Here is a 21,094-nt window from a genome sequence, read left to right as displayed (position 1 = left end):
GGGCCCGGCGGTTCGTGCCGGGACTTCGTTCGCCACACAGTGATTGTCCTGACGGGCGATCAACACCGGAGCAACACAGGGTCGACGCGCTCTCTCGACAGGTCACGGGGTGCCGTGGGTTGATAGGCACTGATCAATCGGGGGGCGAGCACGTGCGCGAGCGGGGGCGAGCACACGAGGCGGGCAGGGCAGGTACAGGGATGGGTGATTTCCGGTTCTCGGTGCTGGGACTGATGCGGGCTCAGCGCGGCACCACCGCGCTGAAGGTGGGCAGTCCCCAGCAGCAGGCGATGCTGGCGGTGCTGCTGCTGCGGCCGGGACACGGCGCGAGCGCCACGGAGCTGATCGACGCCCTGTGGGGTGAGGAGCCGCCGAGCACCGCGACCACGACGGTGCGCACGTACGCCTGGCGGTGGCGCAAGGTGCTGCGCGGGGAGGAGCCGGACGCGCCGAGCGTGCTGACCTCGGTCGGGGACGGCTACCGGCTGGTGCTGCCCAAGCACGCCGTGGACGCCGCGCAGGCGGAGGAGCTGGCGGCGCAGGCCGAGCGGACGGCGGCGGCCGGGGAGCCGCAGCAGGCGCGCGACCTGTTGAACCAGGCGCTGGAGCTGTGGCAGGGCGAGCCGCTGGCCGGCATCCCGGGCCCGTTCGCGCAGCGCCAGCGCCAGCGCCTGCAGGAGCTGCGGCTGACCCTGCTGGAGGAGCGGATCGCGCTGGACCTGACGCTGGGTCGGTTCTCCCGGTGCATACCGGAGCTGACCTCGCTGACCACCGAGCACCCGCTGGACGAGCGGGCGTACGGGCTGCTGATGCGCGCGCTGTACCAGGCCGGTCGGGCGGCGGACGCGCTCGCGGTCTACCGGGGCGTGCGCCAGTTGTTCCTGGCCGAGCTGGGGGTGGAGCCCGGGGCGGAGCTGGACCTGCTGCACCAGCGGATCCTGGAGGGCGACCCGTCGCTCGCCGCCCCGCGCCCGCCCGCGCCGCCCACCGCCCGCCCGGCGGAGCCGACCGCGCCGTGGGCCGGGGCGCAGGCCGACCCGCAGACCGGTTCGCGGACCGAGTCGCACGCCCCGCCTGGCCCCGCGGCCGCGTCGGCCGCACCCGGCACACCGGGCCAGGCCGTCGCCCACTCTCCTAGACCCGCCCAACTCCCGCCGGACGCGGCGGACTTCACCGGTCGCAGCGTGCTGGTCGAGCGGCTGGCCGGGGCGCTGGGACAACCGCTGGGCGCCCCGGGCCAGCAGGCGCTGGCGATCGCCACCGTGGTCGGCATGGGCGGGGTGGGCAAGACCGCGCTGGCCCTGCACGTCGCCCACCGGGTCCGCGAGGCCTACCCGGACGGCCAGCTCTACGTCGACCTGCGGGGCGCCGACGCCACCCCGGCCGACCCGGAGGCCGTGCTCAGCGGCTTCCTGCTGGCGCTCGGCGTGCCGGCCGACGCGGTGCCGGAGGGGCTGGACGCCCGCTCGGCGCTGTTCCGCTCGGTGGTCGACGGCCGGCGCCTGCTGCTGGTGCTCGACAACGTGCACGACACCGCGCAGATCCGGCCGCTGCTGCCGGGCGCGGTCGGCTGCGCCGTGCTGGCCACCGGCCGCACCCGGCTGTCCGGCCTGCCCGCGACCGTCCAGGCCGACCTGGGCGTCTTCGAGCCCGCCGAGGCGCTCGAACTGCTCAGCCGCACCATCGGCGCCGAGCGGCTGGCGGCCGAACCGGCCGCCGCCCGGGACCTGCTGCTGCTCTGCGGCCACCTGCCGCTCGCGGTGCGGATCGTGGCGGCCCGCCTCGCCGCCCGGCCGAGCTGGACGGTGCAGACGCTGGGCCGCCGACTGGCGGTCGAGCGCCGGCGGATCGACGAGCTGCGGATCGGCGACCTGGAGGTGGCCGCCGCCTTCGAGCTGAGCCACCGCCAGCTGACGCCCGCTCAGGCCCGGGCGTTCCGGCTGGTCGCCTCGGTGGACGGGCCGGACATCGGCCTGCAGGCCGCGGCCGCCCTGCTGGACCTGGACGAGTACGACGCCGAGGACCTGCTGGAGGCCCTGGTCGACGTCGCGATGATGGAGTCGCCGTTCCCCGGCCGCTACCGCTTCCACGACCTGCTGCGGGTCTTCGCCCGCCGCCGTCCCGAGGAGGCCGACGCGACCGCGGCCGCCCGCGACCGGCTGCTTGACCACCTGCTCGCCACCGCTTGCTCGGCCTTCCAGCACGCCGTCCCCGGCGACCCGGCGGCCGGCGCGCTCGGCCCCGCCCGGAGCAAGGGCGTGCGCCTCGGCGGGCCGGACGACGCCCGGGCCTGGGCCGAGGCGGAGGTGCCGGGGGCGATCGCGCTGGCCGCCCAGGTGGCCGCCTGGGCGGTGGCCGAGGCCCCCGCGCCCGCCCCGGAGGGTGCGCCCGACCCGCTGCGCGCCGCGATCGACCTGCTGATCGCCCTCACCCCGTTCGCCCTCGCCCCGCCGGGGCGCCGGCTGGCGGGCACGGCAGACGTGCTGGCCCTGGCGGCGGCCCACCGCACCGACCACCGGGCGGCCGGCCGGGCGCACTTCCTGCGCGGCAACGTGGCGCTGGCCGGCACCCGGCTGGAGGAGGCCGAGGCGGCCGCCCGCCAGGCCGTGGCCGCCTCCCGCACGGCCGGGGACACGGTGATCCTGCGTCAGGCGCTGAACGACCTCGGCCTGGTCTGCCAGTTCCTCAGCCGCTACGACGAGGCGGTCGAGCACTTCGACCAGGCCCTGCTGCTGGCCCGCGAACTCGGCCACCACTCGGGCGCGCTGGTGACCACGGTGAACGCCGCACTGGCCCGGGTACGTAGCGGCCGGGCCGCCGAGGCCGTGACGATCTGCCACGAGGTGCTGGCCGAACTGCGCACCCGCCAGGACGACCCCGGCCGGGCGTACACGCTCTACGTGCTCGGCCTGGCGCTGCACGGCCTGCACCGCCACGAGGAGGCGGTCACCTGGTTCGGCGAGTGCCTGGCCGTTGCCACGGCGGCCGGCCTCCAGGTCCGCGCCGCCCACGCCCGCTACCGGCTGGCCGACAGCCTGCGCTCGCTGGGCCGCCCGGAGCAGGCCCTGGACCACGCCCGCCAGGCGCTGGCCCTGTGCGAGGAGCTGGGCGCCGAACGCGACCAGGCGCAGGCCCTGGTGGTGCTGGGCCGCACCCTGGCCGACCTCGGCCAGCAGCCGCAGGCCCGCTGCCGCTGGCTGGAGGCGCACGGGATCTTCGTCCGCCTCGGCCTGCCGGACGCCGGCGAGGTGGCGCAACTGCTCGGCGGCGAGGGCGAACCGCTGCGCGCGGCGGCGGCGGAGGTCCAGCTGACGGGGTGTCTGCCGGAGGGGTGAGCGCGGGCCCGCTCGGCGGGCGTCGGCCCCGACCGCTGCCGCGGCCGGGGCCGACGTGGTTCGTGCGCTCCGTAGCGCCACGAGTCCTCGGCTCAGCCTTCGAGCCTGCCGTGCCCCAGGGGTCCCGCGGCTTCCCGACGCGCCCAGGTCCTGAAGTCCGTTGCGGCCCGACCGAGGAGACGCTCGATGCCATCGCTGAGGTAAGCGTCGCTTCCGCGTCGGATTCCGCCGAGCATGGCCAGGCGCCAGCGGATGTACTCCTCCGGAGTTCCCGCGGCGCGAAGCTGCGCGGCGTGGTCGGTGTCGTCCTGGTCGTGGAACTCCACCCGGCGCCCGGCCACCTCGGAGAGGATGCCGGCGGCCTGGTCGAAGGTGATCGCTGCCGGGCCGGAGAGCGAGAGCGTCTCGCCGACTCCGGTTCCGCTGGTCAGGACGTGTGCGGCGGCCTCGGCGATGTCCTCGACGTCGATGAACGGTTCGGCGGCGTCACCGACCGGCGCCGTGATGCGGCCGTCCACGGGGGCGAACATGGCCTCGGTGAAGTTCTGGGCGAAGTGGGTGGGCCGCAGGATCGTCCACGGCAGCGCACCAGCCCGCACGGCCTCCTCGGCGCGGGCGACGTTCCCGTCCGGCAGGAACTCGACGCCGCGCGCGGAGAGCAGCACCGCGTGGCGGACACCGGCGCGGGCGGCGGTCTCCAGCAGCGCGGACAGACGAGGGCTCCAGTCGGTGGCGGAACCGGGACCGACGACGAACACACCGTCGACGCCGCTCAGCGCCGGCGTCCAGGTCGCGGGGGCGCTCCAGTCGAAGGGCAGCGGTGTCGAGCGTCCGACCGCCCGGGCGCCGTGTCCGTCGCGTTCGAGGACACGAGCCACCCTGCGCCCGACCTTGCCGGTTCCACCGAGAATCAAGAATGTCGTCATGACCATCACGCTAGGATGCCGGCCGAGGACGAACAAGCAGTGATCCTCTCGGTTTCCTTCGTATTCGTCTAGGCTGTCCGGATGGACATCCTGGCCGACGAGTTGGCGCAAGCACGGGCGCGCGGCGCGGTGTTCTCGGTACTGGGCCGCTCGGCGCCCTGGGGTTTGGAGTTCGGTGGGACCCGTCCGCTGACCACTCATCTCCTGCTTCAGGGAGGCGGTGTGTTGGAGCTGCCGGACTCGCCGCCGATCGCGCTGCGCCCCCGGGACGTCGTGCTCGCCACCGCGGGCGCGCCCTACCGCCTCGCCAGTGAACCCGGCACGCCCGCGGAGCCGATCGCGCAGGCCCGGGCCCGCGGCAGCGACGCCGGCCAGCCGGACGCGGTGATCCTGTGCGGGGCCTACGTTCTGGAGGGCAGCATCGGCGCGTCCTTGCTCCACGCGCTCCCCCGCGTCGTCGTGCTCAGCGCCGCACAACTGGAACCCGCACATGCGACGGCGATCGACCTGCTCGCCGGTGAGGCCTCCTGCGAGGACCCCGGCCGCCAAGCCCTCCTCGACCGGCTGCTGGACGTCAACCTCATCTACGCGCTGCGCGCCTGGTGGAAACAACCCGGTGCCCAGCCGCCCGGCTGGTACCGTGCCACCCTCGACCCGGGCCTGACACGCGTCCTGGAGCGCGTGCACGCCGACCCCGCCGCGGCGTGGAGCGTACCGGAGATGGCCCGTGTGGCGGGTTCGTCCCGGGCGGCGTTCTCCGCCCGCTTCACCACCGTCGTCGGCCAGTCGCCTGCCCGGTACCTCACCGCGCTGAGGATGCGCCGCGCCGAAGACGCGCTGGTCCGCACGGACGCTCCCCTCGCCCGCATCGCCTCCGACGCCGGGTACGGAAACGAGTACGCCTTCGCGACCGCGTTCCGCCGCCACCACGGCCTGCCACCCGGCAGATGGCGCGTCGAGAACACCGGACGTCACTGACGGACTGTGAGCGGGCGTCCAGGGCGCCTCGGACGAAGCGTCCGAGGTTGCTGGAAGCAGGCCGATCAGGAACCCGTGCTGTTCCAGTCGAGCGGGGCGACGGTGCCGGTCGAACCGGTGGCCGGGGTGGTGCTGGTCACCGTGGCGCCCGCAGTCACGACCGTCGCCGGGGCGGCCGCGGTGGCGAGGCCGGTGCCGAGGGCCAGGGCCAGGCCGAGGCCGGCGGTGATCAGGTGCAGGCGGGTCTGGGCGGTGACCGGACGCTTCGTCATCTCTGCTGCTCCCTTGGCTACTTCCCTGCTGGGGAAGGTCTCCGTCGTGGTGTGGCACCAGTCTTGCGGGGGCCGGTCAACGGGCGATCTACGACGGAGCACCGGTCCTCGCCGGGCGGTGGTGATCAGGCCGCCGCGCGGATCTCCAGGGTGCAGCACTTGACGCTGCCGCCGCCCTTGAGCAGCTCGCTCAGGTCCATGCCGATCGGCTGGAAGCCGCGTTCGCGCAGGCGGGCGGCCAGGCCGGTGGCCGCCTCCGGGAGGATCACGTGGAGGCCGTCGCTGACCGCATTGAGGCCGAAGACCTCGGCGTCGGCCTCGTCGACCAGCAGGGCGTCGGGGAAGAGGCGGGCCAGCACGGCCCGGCTGCCGGGCGAGAAGGCGGCCGGGTAGTACATGATCTCGTCGCGGTCGGCGTCGAGCACCGAGAGCGCGGTGTCCAGGTGGTAGAAGCGCGGGTCGACGAGTTCCAGGCCGACCACGGGGCGGCCGAAGAACTCCTGCGCCTCCGCGTGTCCGGCGGTGACGCTGCGGAAGCCCCGGCCGGCCAGCACGTGACCGGCCGTCAGCAGCAGGTCGCCCTCGCCCTCGTTGACGTGCTCCGGGTCGCGGGTGGTGAAGCCCTGGTCGCGGAACCAGTCGAGGTAGGCGGGGCCCTCGGCGGCGCGCTCGGCGTTGCGGAAGCGGGCGCCGAGCACCTTGCCGTCGACCACGGTGGCGCCGTTGGCGGCGTAGACCATGTCGGGCAGGCCGGGCAGCGGGTCGATCAGGTCGACGCGGTGGCCGAGCTCGCCGTAGAGGGCGTGCAGTCGCTCCCACTGGGCGACGGCGAGGTCGGTGTCGACGGGCTTGCTCGGGTCCATCCAGGGGTTGATCGCGTAGCTGACCTCGAAGTGGGTCGGACGGCACATCAGGTAGTGGCGCGGGCGGGCGGTGCGGGTCATGGCGGGCTCCGGGAGGGAAGGGAGGGGTGAGGGGGTGTCAGGCCTCGGCGTGCGCGGGGCGCGCCGGGAAGTCGCGCAGGCCGCGCAGCGGGCTCAGCAGCAGCACGAGGCCCGCGGAGAGCAGCACGCTCGCCATGATCCAGATCGTGGTGCGCGGGCCGAGCACCTCGCCGAGCCAGCCGCCGAGCAGGGCGCCGATCGGGATGGCGCTGTAGTTGACGGTCGAGGCGCTCGACCTGATCCGCCCGATCATCGCGGGCGGGCAGTAGGACTGGTAGAAGCTGCCGGCCAGCACGTTCCCGGCGACCACGCCGCAGACCGCGACCGACCAGGCCACGGCGCTGACGGCGAGCGGCAGTTGGTTGCCGGCCAGCGGCAGCAGGAAGATGAACGGCGCGACCACCAGTTCGCAGAGCAGCAGCCCGCGGGCGCTGCCGAGCCGCCGGGCCACCCGGCCGGCCAGGGCCGCGCCGGCCAGTCCGCCGACGCTGACCACCGCGAAGACCAGGCCGACCTCGCCGGAGCCGATGCCGACGCTGCGCACCAGGAAGATCGTCTGGACGGCCTGGATGCCGTTCAGCCCGAGGTTGCCGACCGCGCCGAAGCAGGCCAGCGTGCGCAGGTACGGGTCGCCCGCCAGGAAGCGCACGCCCTCGCCGATCTCCTTGAGGATGCTGCGCCGCTGCTCGGCCGGCGGGGGCTGCTCGACCAGGCCGATCCGCATGACGCAGACCGCCGAGACCAGGTAGCTGACCGCGTCGGCCAGCAGGCCGCTGGCCGCGCCGAAGAGCTGGGCCAGCAGACCGGCCGCGCCGGGGCCGGCGATGTCCACCGCCGACTCGCCGGAGCCGAGCTTGACGTTCGCCTCCAGCAGGTCCTCCTTGGCGACCAGGGAGGGCAGCACCGCGCCGTAGGCGGTGGAGAAGAACACCTTGACCGCGCCGGCCAGCAGGGCCACCAGCACCAGCTGGGTCATCGTCAGCGCGCCGAACCAGCCGGCCACCGGCACGCTGCCGAAGAGCAGCAACAGCAGCAGGTCGCAGACCAGCATCACCCGCAGCCGGGGCCAGCGGTCCACCCAGGCGCCGGCCGGCAGGCCGAGGAAGAGCCAGGGCACCCAGGCCGAGGCGGTCAGCAGGCCGACCGCGAGCGGGCTGGCCTTCAGCGTGACGACGGCGACCAGGGCGAGGGCCACGTTGCCGACCGCCGTGCCGAGGCCGCTGGTGGTCTCACCGATCCAGAGCCGGCGGTAGTCGGCCTGGGCCCACAGGCCCCACCGGCTGCGGGGCGGCGCCGGTTCGGCCGTGACGGGGGTGGTGACGGACATCGCGGGTCACTCTCCAAGCTTCTGGGCGAGCACGGAGGCGATCCGTGCGACGGGTTCGGGGCGGGTCAGCTCGCCGTGCGCGCAGGCGAGGCGGTGGGCCTCGATCCCGCCGTCCAGGTACGGCTGCCAGGACTGCTCGTAGGGCCAGTCGGCGGGCTTGTCCGAGGTCGCGCCGAAGAAGACGGCGTCACCCCGGTAGCGGCCGGGCCGGTGCTCGACCATCAGCTTGCGGTGCCGCTCGAAGACGGCCGGCAGTTCGGCGGCGGCCTCCCCCAGCAGGGCCGCCAGCTCGGCCTGGCCGCGGCCGTCCGCCGGGTCGTAGCCCAGCGAGATCAGCAACTCGGCCAGGGTGTCGACCGGTTCGTCGTCCGAGGGGTCCGCGGCCGGGTCGGCGGTGACCGGTGCGCCGTCGAGCAGGGCCAGCACCCCGACCTCGGCGCCCTCGGCCTGCAGCCGCACGGCCATCTCCTGGGCGACGACCGCCCCGAACGACCAGCCGAGCAGGTGGTAGGGGCCGTCCGGGCACAGCTCCCGGATCTGCCGCAAGTAGTCCTCGGCGATCTCGGCGACGCTGCCGGGCGCCCCGCCGCGCAGGCCGCGGGCCTGCAGGCCGTAGACCGGCTGGTCGGTGGCGAGGTGCGGCAGCAGGCCGGAGTAGACCCAGCTGATGCCGGCGGCCGGGTGGACGCAGAACAGCGGGGGCCGGTCGCCGCCGGTGCGCAGCGGCAGCAGCACGTCCAGGGCGTCGCCGGTGGCGGGGCCGGAATCGAGCCGGGCGGCGAGTCCGGCGACGGTCGGGGTCTCGAACAGGGCGCGCATCCCGAGGTCGGCGCCGAGTGCGGCGCGGATCCGGGCGAGCAGCTTCATGGCGAGCAGCGAGTGGCCGCCGAGCGCGAAGAAGTCGTCGTCGATGCCGGTGCTCGGGATGCCCAGTGCCTTGGCGAACAGTGCGCAGAGCACCCGCTCGGCCTCGGTGCGCGGCTCCCGGCCGCCCGCGAGCTCGGCGAAGTCCGGCACCGGAAGAGCACGGTGGTCGACCTTGCCGCTGCCGGTGAGCGGCAGCGCCGCCAGCACGACGACGGCGGCCGGCACCATGTAGCCGGGCAGGTGGGCGCCGACGAAGGCGCGCAGCGCGGCAGGCTCCACCGGGCCGTCGGTCACCGCGTAGGCGACCAGGCGGGTGCCCGCGACCTCGTCCGCCAGCGGGCGGACCACGGCGGCCGACACCTGGTGGTGGCGCGTCAGCACCTGCTCGATCTCGCCGAGTTCGATCCGGAAGCCGCGGATCTTGACCTGCTGGTCGGTGCGCCCCAGGTACTCCAGCTCGCCGTCCCGAGAGCGCCGCACCAGGTCACCCGTGCGGTACATCCGGGCCCCCGGCTCGAAGGGGCAGGCCACGAACCGCTCGGCGGTCAGGTCCGGCCGGTTCAGGTAGCCCCGGGCCAGGCTCGCGCCCGCCAGGTACAGCTCGCCCGGCACGCCGGCCGGCACCGGCCGCAACTGCCCGTCCAGCACGTAGGCGTGGGTGCCGGCGACGGGGCGGCCGAGCACCGGCCGGTCCGTGGCGGCGAGCGGGTGGACCAGGGTGTCCACCGTCGCCTCGGTCGGGCCGTACAGGTTGTAGGCCTGCGTCGCGGGCGCCTGGCGCAGCCGCGACCAGAGCGCCTGGCCGACCGCCTCGCCGCCGAGCAGCAGCAGGCCGGGCGCCGGATCGTCCAACAGACCCTCGGTGACGAGCTGTTCGGCGTAGGAGGGCGTCACCTCCAGCGCGTCGATGCCGCGCTCGCCGACGTGGCGCACCAGCGCCGTGGCGTCCCGGCGCACCTCGTCGCCGATCAGGTGCAGCTCGTGCCCGGCAATCAGCCAGAGCAGGCCGTCCCAGGAGGCGTCGAAGCAGAGCGAGGCGGTGAGCGCGACCCGCAGCCGCTCCCGATCCGCCATCACCCCGGCGCGGTGCGCGGCCAGCAGGGCGGCCAGACCGCCGTGCGTGGCGGCCACGCCCTTGGGGCGGCCGGTCGAGCCGGAGGTGTGGATCAGGTAGGCCGCGTCCCCGGCCGAGGCCCGCGCGGCGGGGTCGGTGTCCGGGCCGGCCAGGTCGCGCGCTTCGAGCACGGCCAGGCCGCCGAGCAGCTCGGGGTACGGCCAGCGGTCGTCGGTGAGGGCGAGCACGGGCCGCGCGTCGGCGAGGGTGCGCGCAGTGCGGTCGGCGGGGTACTCGGCGTCCAGCGGCAGGTACACCCCGCCGGCCTTCAGCACCGCCAGCAGCCCGACCAGCGACTCCACCGAGCGCGGCACCGCCACGGCCACCGCCGACTCGGGGCCGACCCCGGCGGCGATCAGCCGGTGCGCCAGCCGGTTCGCCCTGGCGTTCAGCTCGGCGAAGGTCAACTCCTCGGCGCCGAAGACCAGCGCCACCGCATCCGGGGTCCGCGCGGCCTGCGCCTCGAAGACCGCCGGCACCAGCGGCAGTTCGGACGGCAGCGCCGTGAACCCGCCGCCCAGCAACGCGCTCCGCTCCTCGGCAGCGAGCAACTCGACGCGGCCGATCGGCAGTTCCGGCCGCTCCACGACCGAGCGCAGCAGCCGACCGAACCGCACGGCCAGCGACTCCACGCTCTCCCGGTCGAACAGGTCGGTGGCGAACTCGATCGCGCACTCCAGCCCGGCGGGCTCGCCGTCCGCGTCGAAGCTCTCGCCCATGCCGATGCTCAGGTCGAACTTGGCCGCCGCACCGAGGGAGGACTGCACGGCGGCGGGCAGAGCTCCGAGGGTGAGCGGCGCCGCGGCCGAGCGGTCGCCCTCCAGCACCAGCATCACCTGGAAGAGCGGGTGGCGGGCCAGTGAGCGGGCCGGGTTGAGCTCCTCGACCAGACGCTCGAACGGCACGTCCTGGTGCCCGAAGGCCCCCAGGTCCACCTCGCGCACCCGGCCGAGCAGTTCGGCGAAGCTCGGGTCACCGGAGGTGTCGGTGCGCAGCACCAGGGTGTTGACGAAGAACCCGACCAGCTCGTCCAGCGCCTCGTCCGAACGACCCGCCACCACCGAACCGATCGGCACGTCCGTGCCCGCGCCCAGCCGGGTCAACAGCGCGGCGAGCGCGGCCTGCACGGTCATGAACAGCGTCACCCGGTGCGCCCGCGACAACCCCACCAACCCGCGGTGCAGTTCGGCACCCAACGGCAGCACCACCCGGTCACCCCGGTGCGAGGCCACCGCACCGCGCGAACGGTCCACCGGCAACGCCAACTCCTCCGGCAGGTCCGCCAGCGCCTCGCGCCAGTAGGTGAGCTGACGAGCCATCAGGCTGTCGTCCTGTGTCTCGTCACCCAGCAGCTCGCGTTGCCAGATCGCGTAGTCCGGGTACTGCACCGGCAGCGGCTCCCACACCGGCGACTGGCCGGCGCAGCGCGCCTCGTAGGCCGTCGACAGGTCGCGCAGCAGCGGGCCCATCGACCAGCCGTCGCCGGCGATGTGGTGCAGCACCAGGAGCAGCAGGTCGCCGTCGGCGCCGCCCGGGATCAGCTGGGCGCGCACCGGCAGGTCGGCGGAGAGGTCGAACGGCCGGTCCACGCAGCTCTCGGGGTCGGTGCCGGCGGGCAGCACCTCGACGGCGATCCGGGCCGAGTCGAGCGGCAGGATCCGCTGGTAGGGCTCGCCGTCGGCCTCCGCGACCACGGTGCGCAGGCTCTCGTGGCGCGCCAGCAGGTCGCCGAGCGCGGCCTCCAGTGCGGCCACCTCCACCTCGCCCGCCAGGCGCAGGATCACGGGGAGGTTGTAGAGCCCGCTGGGGCCCTCCATCCGGTCGATCAGCCAGAGCCGCTGCTGGGCGAAGGAGAGCGGCACCCGCTCCAGACGCTCGGCCACGGCCGACAGCACCGGCTTGGCCTCCCCGGCACCCGAGCGGGCCGCGAGCCCGGCGACCGTCGGTGCCTCGAACACGTCCCGCACACCCAGCTCCACGCCCAGCACCGACCGCACCCGGCTCAACAGCCGCGTCGCCAGCAGGGAGTGACCGCCCAGCGCGAAGAAGTCGTCGTCCACCCCGACCTTCTCGACCCCGAGCACCTCCGCGAACAGCCCGCAGAGGATCTCCTCCTCGGCCGTCCGCGCCGCCCGACCACTGCCCGCGAACGCGGCGAAGTCCGGTGCCGGGAGAGCACGATGGTCGACCTTGCCGCTGCCGGTGAGCGGCAGCGCCGCCAGCACGACGACGGCGGCCGGCACCATGTAGCCGGGCAGCGAGCGGGCGACGAACTCCCGCAGGTCCAGGGCGAGTCCGGGGGCCGCCTCGGCCACCGCGCAGTAGGCGACCAGGCGGCGGTCGCCGCCCTCGCCCTCGTGCGCGGTGACGACGGCCTGGCGGACGGCCTCGTGACGGGCCAGCACCTGCTCGATCTCGCCGAGTTCGATCCGGAAGCCGCGGATCTTGACCTGCTGGTCGGTGCGGCCCAGGTACTCCAGCTCGCCGTCCCGAGTGCGCCGCACCAGGTCACCCGTGCGGTACATCCGGGCACCCGGCTCGAACGGGCAGGCCACGAACCGCTCCGCGGTCAGGTCCGGCCGGTTCAGGTAGCCCCGGGCCAGGCTCGCGCCCGCCAGGTACAGCTCTCCCGGCACCCCGGCCGGCACCGGGTTCAACTGCCTGTCCAGCACGTAGGCGTGGGTGCCGGCGACGGGGCGGCCGAGCACCGGCCGGTCCGTGGCGGCGAGCGGGTGGACCAGGGTGTCCACCGTCGCCTCGGTCGGGCCGTACAGGTTGTAGGCCTGCGTCGCGGGCGCCTGGCGCAGCCGCGACCAGAGCGCCTGGCCGACCGCCTCGCCGCCGAGCAGCAGCAGGCCGGGCGCCGGATCGTCCAACAGACCCTCGGCGACGAGCTGTTCGGCATAGGAGGGCGTCACCTCCAGCGCGTCGATGCCGCGCTCTCCGACGTGGCGCACCAGCGCCGTGGCGTCCCGGCGCACCTCGTCGCCGATCAGGTGCAGCTCGTGCCCGGCAATCAGCCAGAGCAGGCCGTCCCAGGAGGCGTCGAAGCAGAGCGAGGCGGTGAGCGCGACCCGCAACCGGTCCCGACCCGCCATCACCCCGGCGCGATGCGCGGCCAACAGGGCGGCCAGACCGCCGTGCGTGGCGGCCACACCCTTGGGGCGACCGGTCGAGCCGGAGGTGTGGATCAGGTAGGCCGCGTCCCCGGCCGAGGCCCGCGCGGCGGGGTCGGTGTCCGGGCCGGCCAGGTCGCGCGCTTCGAGCACGGCCAGGCCGCCGAGCAGCTCGGGGTACGGCCAGCGGTCGTCGGTGAGGGCGAGCACGGGCCGCGCGTCGGCGAGGGTGCGCGCGGTGCGGTCGGCGGGGTACTCGGCGTCCAGCGGCAGGTACACCCCGCCGGCCTTCAGCACCGCCAGCAGCCCGACCAGGGACTCGACCGAGCGCGGCACCGCCACGGCCACCGCCGACTCGGGGCCGACTCCGGCGTCGATCAGCCGGTGCGCCAGCCGGTTCGCCCTGGCGTTCAGCTCGGCGAAGGTCAACTCCTCGGCGCCGAAGACCAGCGCCACCGCGTCCGGGGTACGCGCGGCCTGCGCCTCGAAGACCGCCGGCACCAGCGGCAGTTCGGACGGCAGCGCCGTGAACCCGCCGCCCAGCAACGCGCTCCGCTCCTCGGTAGCGAGCAACTCGACGCGGCCGATCGGCAGTTCCGGGCTCGCCGCGACGGTTCGCAGCAGCCGCCCGAACCGCTCGGCCAGCGCCTCCACGCTCTCCCGGTCGAACAGGTCGGTGGCGAAGTCGATGGCGCAGTCGATCCCGGCGGGCTCGCCGTCCGGGCCGAAGACCTCCTCCATGATCACGTTGAGGTCGAACTTGGCGACCCCGGTGCCGGCCGGCAGCGCCTCGACCCGCAGGCCGGGCATCTCCAACTCGGCGTCCTCGTTGCTCTGCAGCACCAGCATCACCTGGAAGAGCGGGTGGCGGGCCAGCGAGCGGACCGGGTTGAGCTCCTCGACCAGCCGCTCGAACGGCACGTCCTGGTGCCCGAAGGCCCCCAGGTCCACCTCGCGCACCCGGCCCAGCAGCTCGGCGAAGCTCGGGTCACCGGAGGTGTCGGTGCGCAGCACCAGGGTGTTGACGAAGAACCCGACCAGCTCGTCCAACGCCTCGTCCGAACGGCCCGCCACCACCGAACCGATCGGCACGTCCGTACCCGCACCCAACCGGGTCAACAGCGCGGCGAGCGCGGCCTGCACCGTCATGAACAGCGTCACCCGGTGCGCCCGCGACAACCCCACCAACCCGCGGTGCAGTTCGGCACCCAACGGCAGCACCACCCGGTCACCCCGGTGCGAGGCCACCGCACCGCGCGAACGGTCCACCGGCAACGCCAACTCCTCCGGCAGCTCCGCCAGCGCCTCACGCCAGTAGGCGAGTTGACGGGCCACCAGGCTCTCCGGGTCCGTCTCCTCCCCCAGCAGCTCGCGCTGCCAGATCGCGTAGTCCGGGTACTGCACCGGCAGTTCCTCCCAGACCGGGAGTTCGCCGCCGGACCGCACCGCGTAGGCCATCGACAGGTCGCGCAGCAGCGGGCCCATCGACCAGCCGTCGCTGGCGATGTGGTGCAGCACCAGGACCAGGACGTGGCGCTCCTCGGCCGACCGCAGCAGGGTGGCGCGGAAGGGCATCTCGGCGGCCAGGTCGAAGGGGCGGCGGGATTCCTGCGCCACCGCGTCGGCCACCTCGGCGGCCGGGCAGTCGCACAGCTCCAGGGCGAGCGGGGCCGCCGGCAGGACGCGCTGGTGCGGCTCGCCGTCGGTCTCGGCGATCAGGGTGCGCAGGCTCTCGTGCCGGGCGACCAGGTCGCCGAGCGCGTCCGTCAGGGCCTGCTGGTCCAACTCGCCGTCCAGGCGCAGCGCGACCGGCACGTTGTAGAGCGCGCTGGGGCCCTCCATCCGGTCGATCAGCCAGAGCCGCTGCTGGGCGAAGGAGAGCGGCACCCGCTCCGGGCGCCCGGCCGTGGCCGACAGCACGGGCCGGCCGGCGACCGCTCCCGAGCGGGCGGCGAGCCCGGCGACTGTCGGCGCCTCGAACACGTCCCGCACGCCCAGCTCGACGCCCAGCACCGACCGCACCCGGCTCAACAGCCGCGTCGCCAGCAGGGAGTGACCGCCCAGCGCGAAGAAGTCGTCGTCCACCCCGACCTTCTCGACCCCGAGCACCTCGGCGAACAGCCCGCAGAGGATCTCCTCCTCGGCCGTCCGCGCCGCCCGACCACTGCCCGCGAACGCGGCGAAGTCCGGTGCGGGCAGGGCGGTGCGGTCAAGCTTGCCGTTGGCGTTCAGCGGCAGGGCGTCCAGCCGGACGAAGGCGGCGGGCACCATGTGGGCGGGCAGTTCGGCCGCGAGCCGGGCGCGCAGCTCGGCGGTGTCCAGCTCGGGCGGGCCGGCCAGGTAGGCGACCAGCCGGGCCCCGCCCGTCCCCTGCTCGTGCGGCAGCACGGCCGCCTGGAGCACGCCGGGCTGCGCGGTCAACGCGGTCTCGATCTCGCCGAGTTCGATCCGGAAGCCGCGGATCTTGACCTGGTGGTCGGTGCGTCCCAGGTACTCCAGGTCCCCGTCCGGACGCCGGCGCACCAGGTCACCGGTGCGGTACATGCGGGCACCCGGCTCGAAGGGGCAGGCCACGAACCGCTCCGCGGTCAGGTCCGGCCGGTTCAGGTAGCCCCGGGCCAGGCCGGCGCCCGCCAGGTACAGCTCCCCCGGCACCCCGGCCGGCACCGGCCGCAACTGCTCGTCAAGCACGTGGCCGCGCGTGTTGCCCAGCGGGTGGCCGATCAACGGCCGCTCGGTGGCCGCGAAGGGGTGCAGCAGGGCGTCGACGGTGCACTCGGTCGGGCCGTAGACGTTGTAGGCGACCAGGCCGGGCACCTGGCGCAGGGTGGTCCACAGGGCCTGGCCGGTGGCCTCGCCGCCCAGCGTCAGCAGGGCGGGCGGGCAGCGGGTGAGCAGGCCCTCCTCGATCACCTGGTCGGCGAAGGTGGGGGTGAGGTCGAGGACGTCGAGCCGGGCCTGCTCGGCGTGGCGCACCAGGGCGGCGGCGTCGCGGCGCACGTCGTCGCCGATCAGGTGCAGCTCGTGCCCGGCGGCGAGCCAGAGGAAGCCCTCCAGCGCGGTGTCGAAGGCCAGCGAGGCGCTGAGCGCGACCCGCAGCGGGCGGCCCGGGCGGGCGCGCTCGGCGGCGGCGGTGAGCTCGGCGCGGTGGGCGGCCAGCAGGTTGGCGAAGTTACCGCGGGTGACCAGCACGCCCTTGGGGCGGCCGGTGGAGCCGGAGGTGTGGATGACGTAGGCGGCGTGCGCCGGGTCGGTGGCGTCGGGCAGGTCGTGGGCGTCCTGGTAGGACCACAGCTCCTCGTCCACGGGCAGCACGGTGTGGCCGTCCAGCACCTCGGCCAGCGGCCAGCCCTCGTCGGTGAGCACGACGGCCGGGGCGGCGTCGGCCAGCATGAAGGCGAGCCGCTCCGCCGGGTACCCCGGGTCCAGGGACAGGAAGGCGGCGCCGGCCTTGAGCACGGCGAGCACGGCGACCACGGACTCCACCGAGCGCGGCAGGGCCAGCGCCACCACGGCGTCCGGTCCGGCACCGGCCTCGGCGAGCGCGCGGGCCAGCCGGTTGGCCCGGGCGTTCAGCTCGGCGAAGGTCAGCTGCTGGGCGCCGCAGACCAGCGCCACCGCCTGCGGGGTCCGCGCGACCTGCCGCTGCAGCACTGTCAGATAAGGCTCCGTCAGCTCCGCGAGCCCGGTGTCGTTCCACTCGGCGAGCACGGCGCGCTCGGCCTCGCCGAGCACCTCCAGGGCGGCGACCGGGCGGCTCGGGTCCTCGACGGCCTGGCGCAGGATCAGCTCCAGCGCGGCGGCGAGCCGCTCGACGGTCTGCCGGTCGAACAGGTCGGTGGCGTACTCCAGGCCGCCGCTCAGCCCGGCCGGGGCGCCGTCGGCGGCCAGCCGCTCGACCAGGCTGAGGGTGAGGTCGAAGGTGGCGGTGCCGAAGTCGACCGGCTCCTCGGTGACCGTGACGCCGGGCAGGTCCGGCCCGTCCTCCGGGGTGCCCGCGAAGGCGAGCATCACCTGGAAGAGCGGGTGGCGGGCCAGCGAGCGGGCCGGGTTGAGCTCCTCGACCAGCGACTCGAAGGGCAGGTCCTGGTGGTCGAAGGCGGCCAGGTCGGCCTCCCGGACCCGGCGCAGCAGCTCGGCGAAGCTCGGGCGGCCGGACAGGTCGGTGCGCAGCACCAGGGTGTTGGCGAAGTAGCCGACCAGGTCGGTGAGCGCCTCGTCGAGGCGACCGGCCACGGGGGTGCCGATCGGCAGGTCGGTGCCGGCGCCGAAGCGGTGCAGCAGGGTGGCGTAGGCGGCCTGCAGGACCATGAAGAGGGTGACGCCGTGCTCGGTGGCGAGCTCGCCGAGCCGGGCGTGCAGGGCGGCGTCGAGCTCGACCGGCAGGACGGTGCCGCGGTGGCTCGCCACCGGGGGGCGGGGGCGGTCCAGCGGCAGCGCCAGCTCGTCGGGCAGGCCGGCCAGGGCCTCGCGCCAGTGGGCGAGCTGACGGCCCGCCAGGCTCTGCGGGTCGCCCTCGGCGCCGAGCAGCTCGCGCTGCCAGAGCGCGTGGTCGGCGTACTGCACCGGCAGCGGCGTCCACTGCGGCGCGGCGCCGTCCAGGCGGGCCCGGTAGGCGTCGGCGAGGTCGCGGTAGAGCGGGCCGAGCGAGGCGCCGTCCCCGGCGATGTGGTGGACGACCAGCACCAGCACGTGCTCCTCGGGCCCCTCGGGCCGCAGGTAGGCGTGCACGGGCAGGTCGGCGGCGAGGTCGAAGGTGTGGCCGGCGAGTTCGTCGCTGGGGCGGTCGGTGACGGTGAGCAGGCCGGTGCCGGGGGCGTCCAGGACGCGCTGGTACGGGGTGCCGTCCTGTTCACCGAAGACGGTGCGCAGCGCCTCGTGCCGCCGGACCACGTCGCCGAGGGCGGCCTCCAGCGCGGCGGCGTCGAGCGGGCCGCGCAGCCGCAGGCCGAGGGTGACGTTGTAGGTGGCGGAGGGGCCCTCGGCCTGGGCCAGGAACCAGAGCCGGCGCTGGGCGAAGGAGAGCGGCAGCCGCTCGGGCCGCTGAGCCGCCGTCAGGGCGGGCCGGGAGGGTGCGGGGGCGTCGGCGATCCGCTCGGCCAGGGCGGCGATGGTGGGGGCCTGGAAGAGGTCGCCGATGGTGAAGTCGATGCCGTGCTCGGTGCGGGCCCGGGCGGCCAGGCGGGTGGCGAGCAGCGAGTGGCCGCCGAGGGCGAAGAAGTCGTCGTCGATGCTGATGTCGTCGATGCCGAGCAGGTCGCCGAAGAGCTCGCACAGCACCTGCTCGCGCTGGTCGCGCGGGGCCCGGCCCTCGCCGTCGGCGGCGAGCTCGGGGGCGGGCAGGGCGCGGCGGTCGACCTTGCCGTTGGCGTTCAGCGGCAGCGCGTCCATGATCACCACGGCGCTGGGGACCATGTAGCCGGGCAGTACGGTGCCGGCGAAGGTGCGCAGCTCGGCGGGGTCCAGCTGGGAGTTGACGGTGCAGTAGGCGACCAGTCGGGTGTCGCCCGGGCGGTCCTCGCGGGGGATCACGATGACCTGGCGGACGGCGGGGTGGCGGGAGAGCGCCGCCTCGATCTCGCCGAGCTCGATCCGGAAGCCGCGCAGCTTGACCTGGCCGTCGATCCGGCCGAGGAACTCCACGGCGCCTTCGGCGCTCAGCCGTACCAGGTCCCCGGTCCGGTACATCCTCGCGCCGCTGTCGAACGGGCAGGCGACGAAGCGTTCGGCCGTCAGCGAGGACCGGTTCAGGTATCCCCGGGCCAGGCCGGCGCCGGCGATGTACAGCTCCCCCGGAACGCCGGGCGGCACCGGCCGCAGCCGGGCGTCCAGCACGTAGCTGCGCATGTTGTCGAGCGGGGCGCCGATCGGCACCCGGGGGCCGTCGAGGTCGGCGTGGGTGAGGTGGTGGTGGGTGGCGAAGGTGGTGGTCTCGGTGGGCCCGTAGACGTGGGCGAGCAGCAGCTCGGGGCAGGCGTCCAGGACGCGGCGCATCAGGGTGCCGGAGGCGGCCTCGCCGCCGGTGCAGACGACCTGGAGGGCGGCGAAGGTCTCCGGGGCCTGCTCGGCGATCAGGTCGAACAGCGCCTTGGTGAGGAAGACGGCGGTGACGGAGTGCCGGGTGGTGACGGCATGCAGGGCGGTGGCGTCGAGGGCGCCGGGCGGGGCGACCACCACGGTGCCGCCGGCCAGCAGCGGGGTCCAGATCTCGTAGGTGGCGGCGTCGAAGGCATGCGGGGAGTGCAGCAGGACGCGCTGGTGGCGGCCGTCCTGCCAGCGGCGGTCGGCGGCCAGGTCGAGCACGTCGCGGTGCCGCACGGCGACGCCCTTGGGGCGGCCGGTGGAGCCGGAGGTGTACATCGCGTAGGCGAGCTGGTCGGGGTGGGTCGGCACGGCGGGCCGGTGGTCGGGGGCGCCGGCCTCGTCGCCGGGGCGCACCACCGCGGCGTCGTGCGGGAAGCCCGGGTCGGCGCGGTCGGTGAGCAGCACGGGGGCGCCGGTGTCGGCGAGCACGCCGGTCATCCGCTCGGGCGGCAGGCCCGGGTGCATGGGCACGTAGCAGCCGCCGGCCTTGAGCACGGCCAGGGTGGCGACGACGACCTCGACCGAGCGCTCCATCAGCATCGCGACCGGGGTCTCCGGGCCGACGCCGAGTGAGATCAGGTGGTGGGCCAGGCGGTTGGCGCGGGCGTCGAGCTCCGCGTAGTCGAGGGTGCCGCCGTCGTGGGCGAGGGCGGTGGCGTGCGGGGTGCGGTCGGCCTGCTGCTCGAAGCGCTCGGCCAGGGTGCCGGTCCAGCGGGGCGCGTCGGTGGCGTTCCACTCGGTGAGGATCCGGTGCTGCTCCTCGGGGCCGAGGATGTCGAGGGTGGTGATGGGGGCGTCCGGGTCGGCGGCGGCCGCGGCGAGCAGTCGGCCGAGCCGGTCGGCGAGGCCGGCGACGGTGGCGCGGTCGTAGACGTCGGCGGCGTACTCGATCGAGCCGGTGAGGCCGGCGGGGGCGCCGTCACTGTCGTGTTCTTCGGCGATGCCGATGTTGAGGTCGAACTTGGCGACCCGCAGGCCGATCGGTTCGGTGGCGGACTCCAGCCCGGGCAGGTCGAGTTCGGCCTCCTGGCCGTGGTTCTGCAGCACCAGCAGGGTCTGGAAGAGCGGGTGGCGGCCGAGCGCGCGGGGCGGGTTGAGCTCCTCGACCAGGCGCTCGAAGGGGATCTCCTGGTGGGCGAAGGCGTCGAGTTGGGCCTCCCGGACCCGGCCGAGCAGCTCGGCGAAGCCCGGGTCGCCCGAGGTGTCGGCGCGCAGCACCAGGGAGTTGACGAAGAATCCGACCAGCTCGTCCAGCGCCTCGTCGCCGCGCCCGGCCACGCCGGTGCCGATCGGGATGTCGGTGCCGGCGCCGAGCCGGGTGAACAGGGCGGCCAGGCCCGCCTGCAGGACGGTGAACAGGGTGGTGCGGTGGGTGCGGGCGAGGTCGAGCAGGGCGGTGTGCAGCTCGGCGCCCCAGGCGAGGTCGACCGAGTCGGCGGCGCCGCTGGGCGCGGGCGGGCGGGGGCGGTCGGTGGGCAGCTCCAGTTCCTCCGGGAGCCCGGCCAGGGTGGTTCGCCAGTGGTCGAGTTGACGGGCTGTCAGGCTCTCGGGGTCCTGCTCGTCGCCGAGCAGGTCGCGCTGCCAGAGCGCGTAGTCGGCGTACTGGATCGGCAGCGGCTCCCAGTCGGGGCCGCGGCCGGTGAGCCGGGCCCGGTAGGCGGCGGCCAGGTCGCGCAGCAGGGGGCCGAGCGACCAGCCGTCGGCGGCGATGTGGTGCAGCACCACGAGCAGCACGTGCTCGGTCGGCGAGAGGGTGAACAGGGTGACCCGAATGGGCAGTTCGCAGCTCAGGTCGAAGGTCTCGGCGCACGCCGCGTCCCGCTGTCCCGGATAGTCGGCCGGGGTGCAGTCCAGCGCCCGGAAGCGCGGCTGCGCCTCCTCGGCCGGCAGGATCCGCTGCACCGGCAGGCTGTCGGCCACCGGGAACACCGTGCGCAGCGACTCGTGCCGGGCGACCAGGTCGGCCGTCGCGGCGCGCAGCGCCTCATAGTCCAGCGTGCCGCGCAGACGCAGGGCGAACGGCAGGTTGTACAGCGCGCTGGGCCCCTCGATCTGGTCGACCAGCCAGAGACGCTGTTGTGCGTACGAAACCGGGATCACGGTGCTACCTCTACTCACGTCTCGGGCCACG

General features: G+C 74.9%; 7 protein-coding genes. 2 read left to right on the top strand and 5 right to left on the bottom strand.

Annotated elements, in window-relative coordinates; translation table 11 throughout:
• The first annotated feature begins 200 nt into the window (after nt 1–200).
• Nucleotides 201–3,335: an AfsR/SARP family transcriptional regulator gene (locus FHX73_RS39485; protein ID WP_246214179.1), complete on the top strand. Its 3,135-nt coding sequence runs from the start codon at nt 201–203 to the stop codon at nt 3,333–3,335.
• A gap of 92 nt (nt 3,336–3,427) precedes the next feature.
• Here the strand turns inward: FHX73_RS39485 and FHX73_RS39480 are convergent, their stop codons facing one another.
• Nucleotides 3,428–4,297 carry an NAD(P)H-binding protein gene (locus tag FHX73_RS39480; protein ID WP_246214178.1) on the bottom strand — a complete coding sequence of 290 codons (870 nt, stop codon included), beginning with the start codon at nt 4,295–4,297 and terminating at the stop codon, nt 3,428–3,430.
• Nucleotides 4,298–4,342: 45 nt separating this feature from the next.
• On the opposite strand from FHX73_RS39480, the gene FHX73_RS39475 reads away from it, so the two are divergent.
• On the top strand, nt 4,343–5,239 hold the full coding sequence (locus FHX73_RS39475) for an AraC family transcriptional regulator (RefSeq protein ID WP_145910893.1): 897 nt from the start codon (nt 4,343–4,345) through the stop codon (nt 5,237–5,239).
• Between the two features lie 65 nt (nt 5,240–5,304).
• On the opposite strand, the gene FHX73_RS39470 is transcribed toward FHX73_RS39475, so the two are convergent.
• The 4 genes from FHX73_RS39470 to FHX73_RS39455 form a co-directional block, all read right to left on the bottom strand.
• Nucleotides 5,305–5,511: a hypothetical protein gene (locus FHX73_RS39470; protein ID WP_145910892.1), complete on the bottom strand. Its 207-nt coding sequence runs from the start codon at nt 5,509–5,511 to the stop codon at nt 5,305–5,307.
• Between the two features lie 125 nt (nt 5,512–5,636).
• Nucleotides 5,637–6,455 carry a dimethylargininase gene (gene ddaH / locus FHX73_RS39465; protein ID WP_145910891.1) on the bottom strand — a complete coding sequence of 273 codons (819 nt, stop codon included), beginning with the start codon at nt 6,453–6,455 and terminating at the stop codon, nt 5,637–5,639.
• A gap of 37 nt (nt 6,456–6,492) precedes the next feature.
• Complete coding sequence (locus tag FHX73_RS39460) at nt 6,493–7,782, bottom strand: MFS transporter (protein WP_145910890.1); 1,290 nt, start codon at nt 7,780–7,782, stop codon at nt 6,493–6,495.
• Nucleotides 7,783–7,788: 6 nt separating this feature from the next.
• Nucleotides 7,789–21,063: a non-ribosomal peptide synthetase gene (locus tag FHX73_RS39455; RefSeq protein WP_170305290.1), complete on the bottom strand. Its 13,275-nt coding sequence runs from the start codon at nt 21,061–21,063 to the stop codon at nt 7,789–7,791.
• Between the last annotated feature and the right edge of the window lie 31 nt (nt 21,064–21,094).

Origin of the sequence: Kitasatospora viridis, assembly GCF_007829815.1 — a bacterium.
GTDB classification, from domain to species: Bacteria; Actinomycetota; Actinomycetes; order Streptomycetales; family Streptomycetaceae; genus Kitasatospora; species Kitasatospora viridis.
This window is presented reverse-complemented; position numbering and strand designations above follow the sequence as displayed.

Excerpts from the sequence above, each read along its gene's own strand:
- FHX73_RS39485 (WP_246214179.1), top strand. The coding sequence starts at position 201 with ATGGGTGATTTCCGGTTCTCGGTGCTGGGACTGATGCGGGCTCAGCGC.
- FHX73_RS39475 (WP_145910893.1), top strand. The coding sequence starts at position 4,343 with ATGGACATCCTGGCCGACGAGTTGGCGCAAGCACGGGCGCGCGGCGCG.
- FHX73_RS39470 (WP_145910892.1), bottom strand. The coding sequence starts at position 5,511 with ATGACGAAGCGTCCGGTCACCGCCCAGACCCGCCTGCACCTGATCACC.
- ddaH (WP_145910891.1), bottom strand. The coding sequence starts at position 6,455 with ATGACCCGCACCGCCCGCCCGCGCCACTACCTGATGTGCCGTCCGACC.
- FHX73_RS39460 (WP_145910890.1), bottom strand. The coding sequence starts at position 7,782 with ATGTCCGTCACCACCCCCGTCACGGCCGAACCGGCGCCGCCCCGCAGC.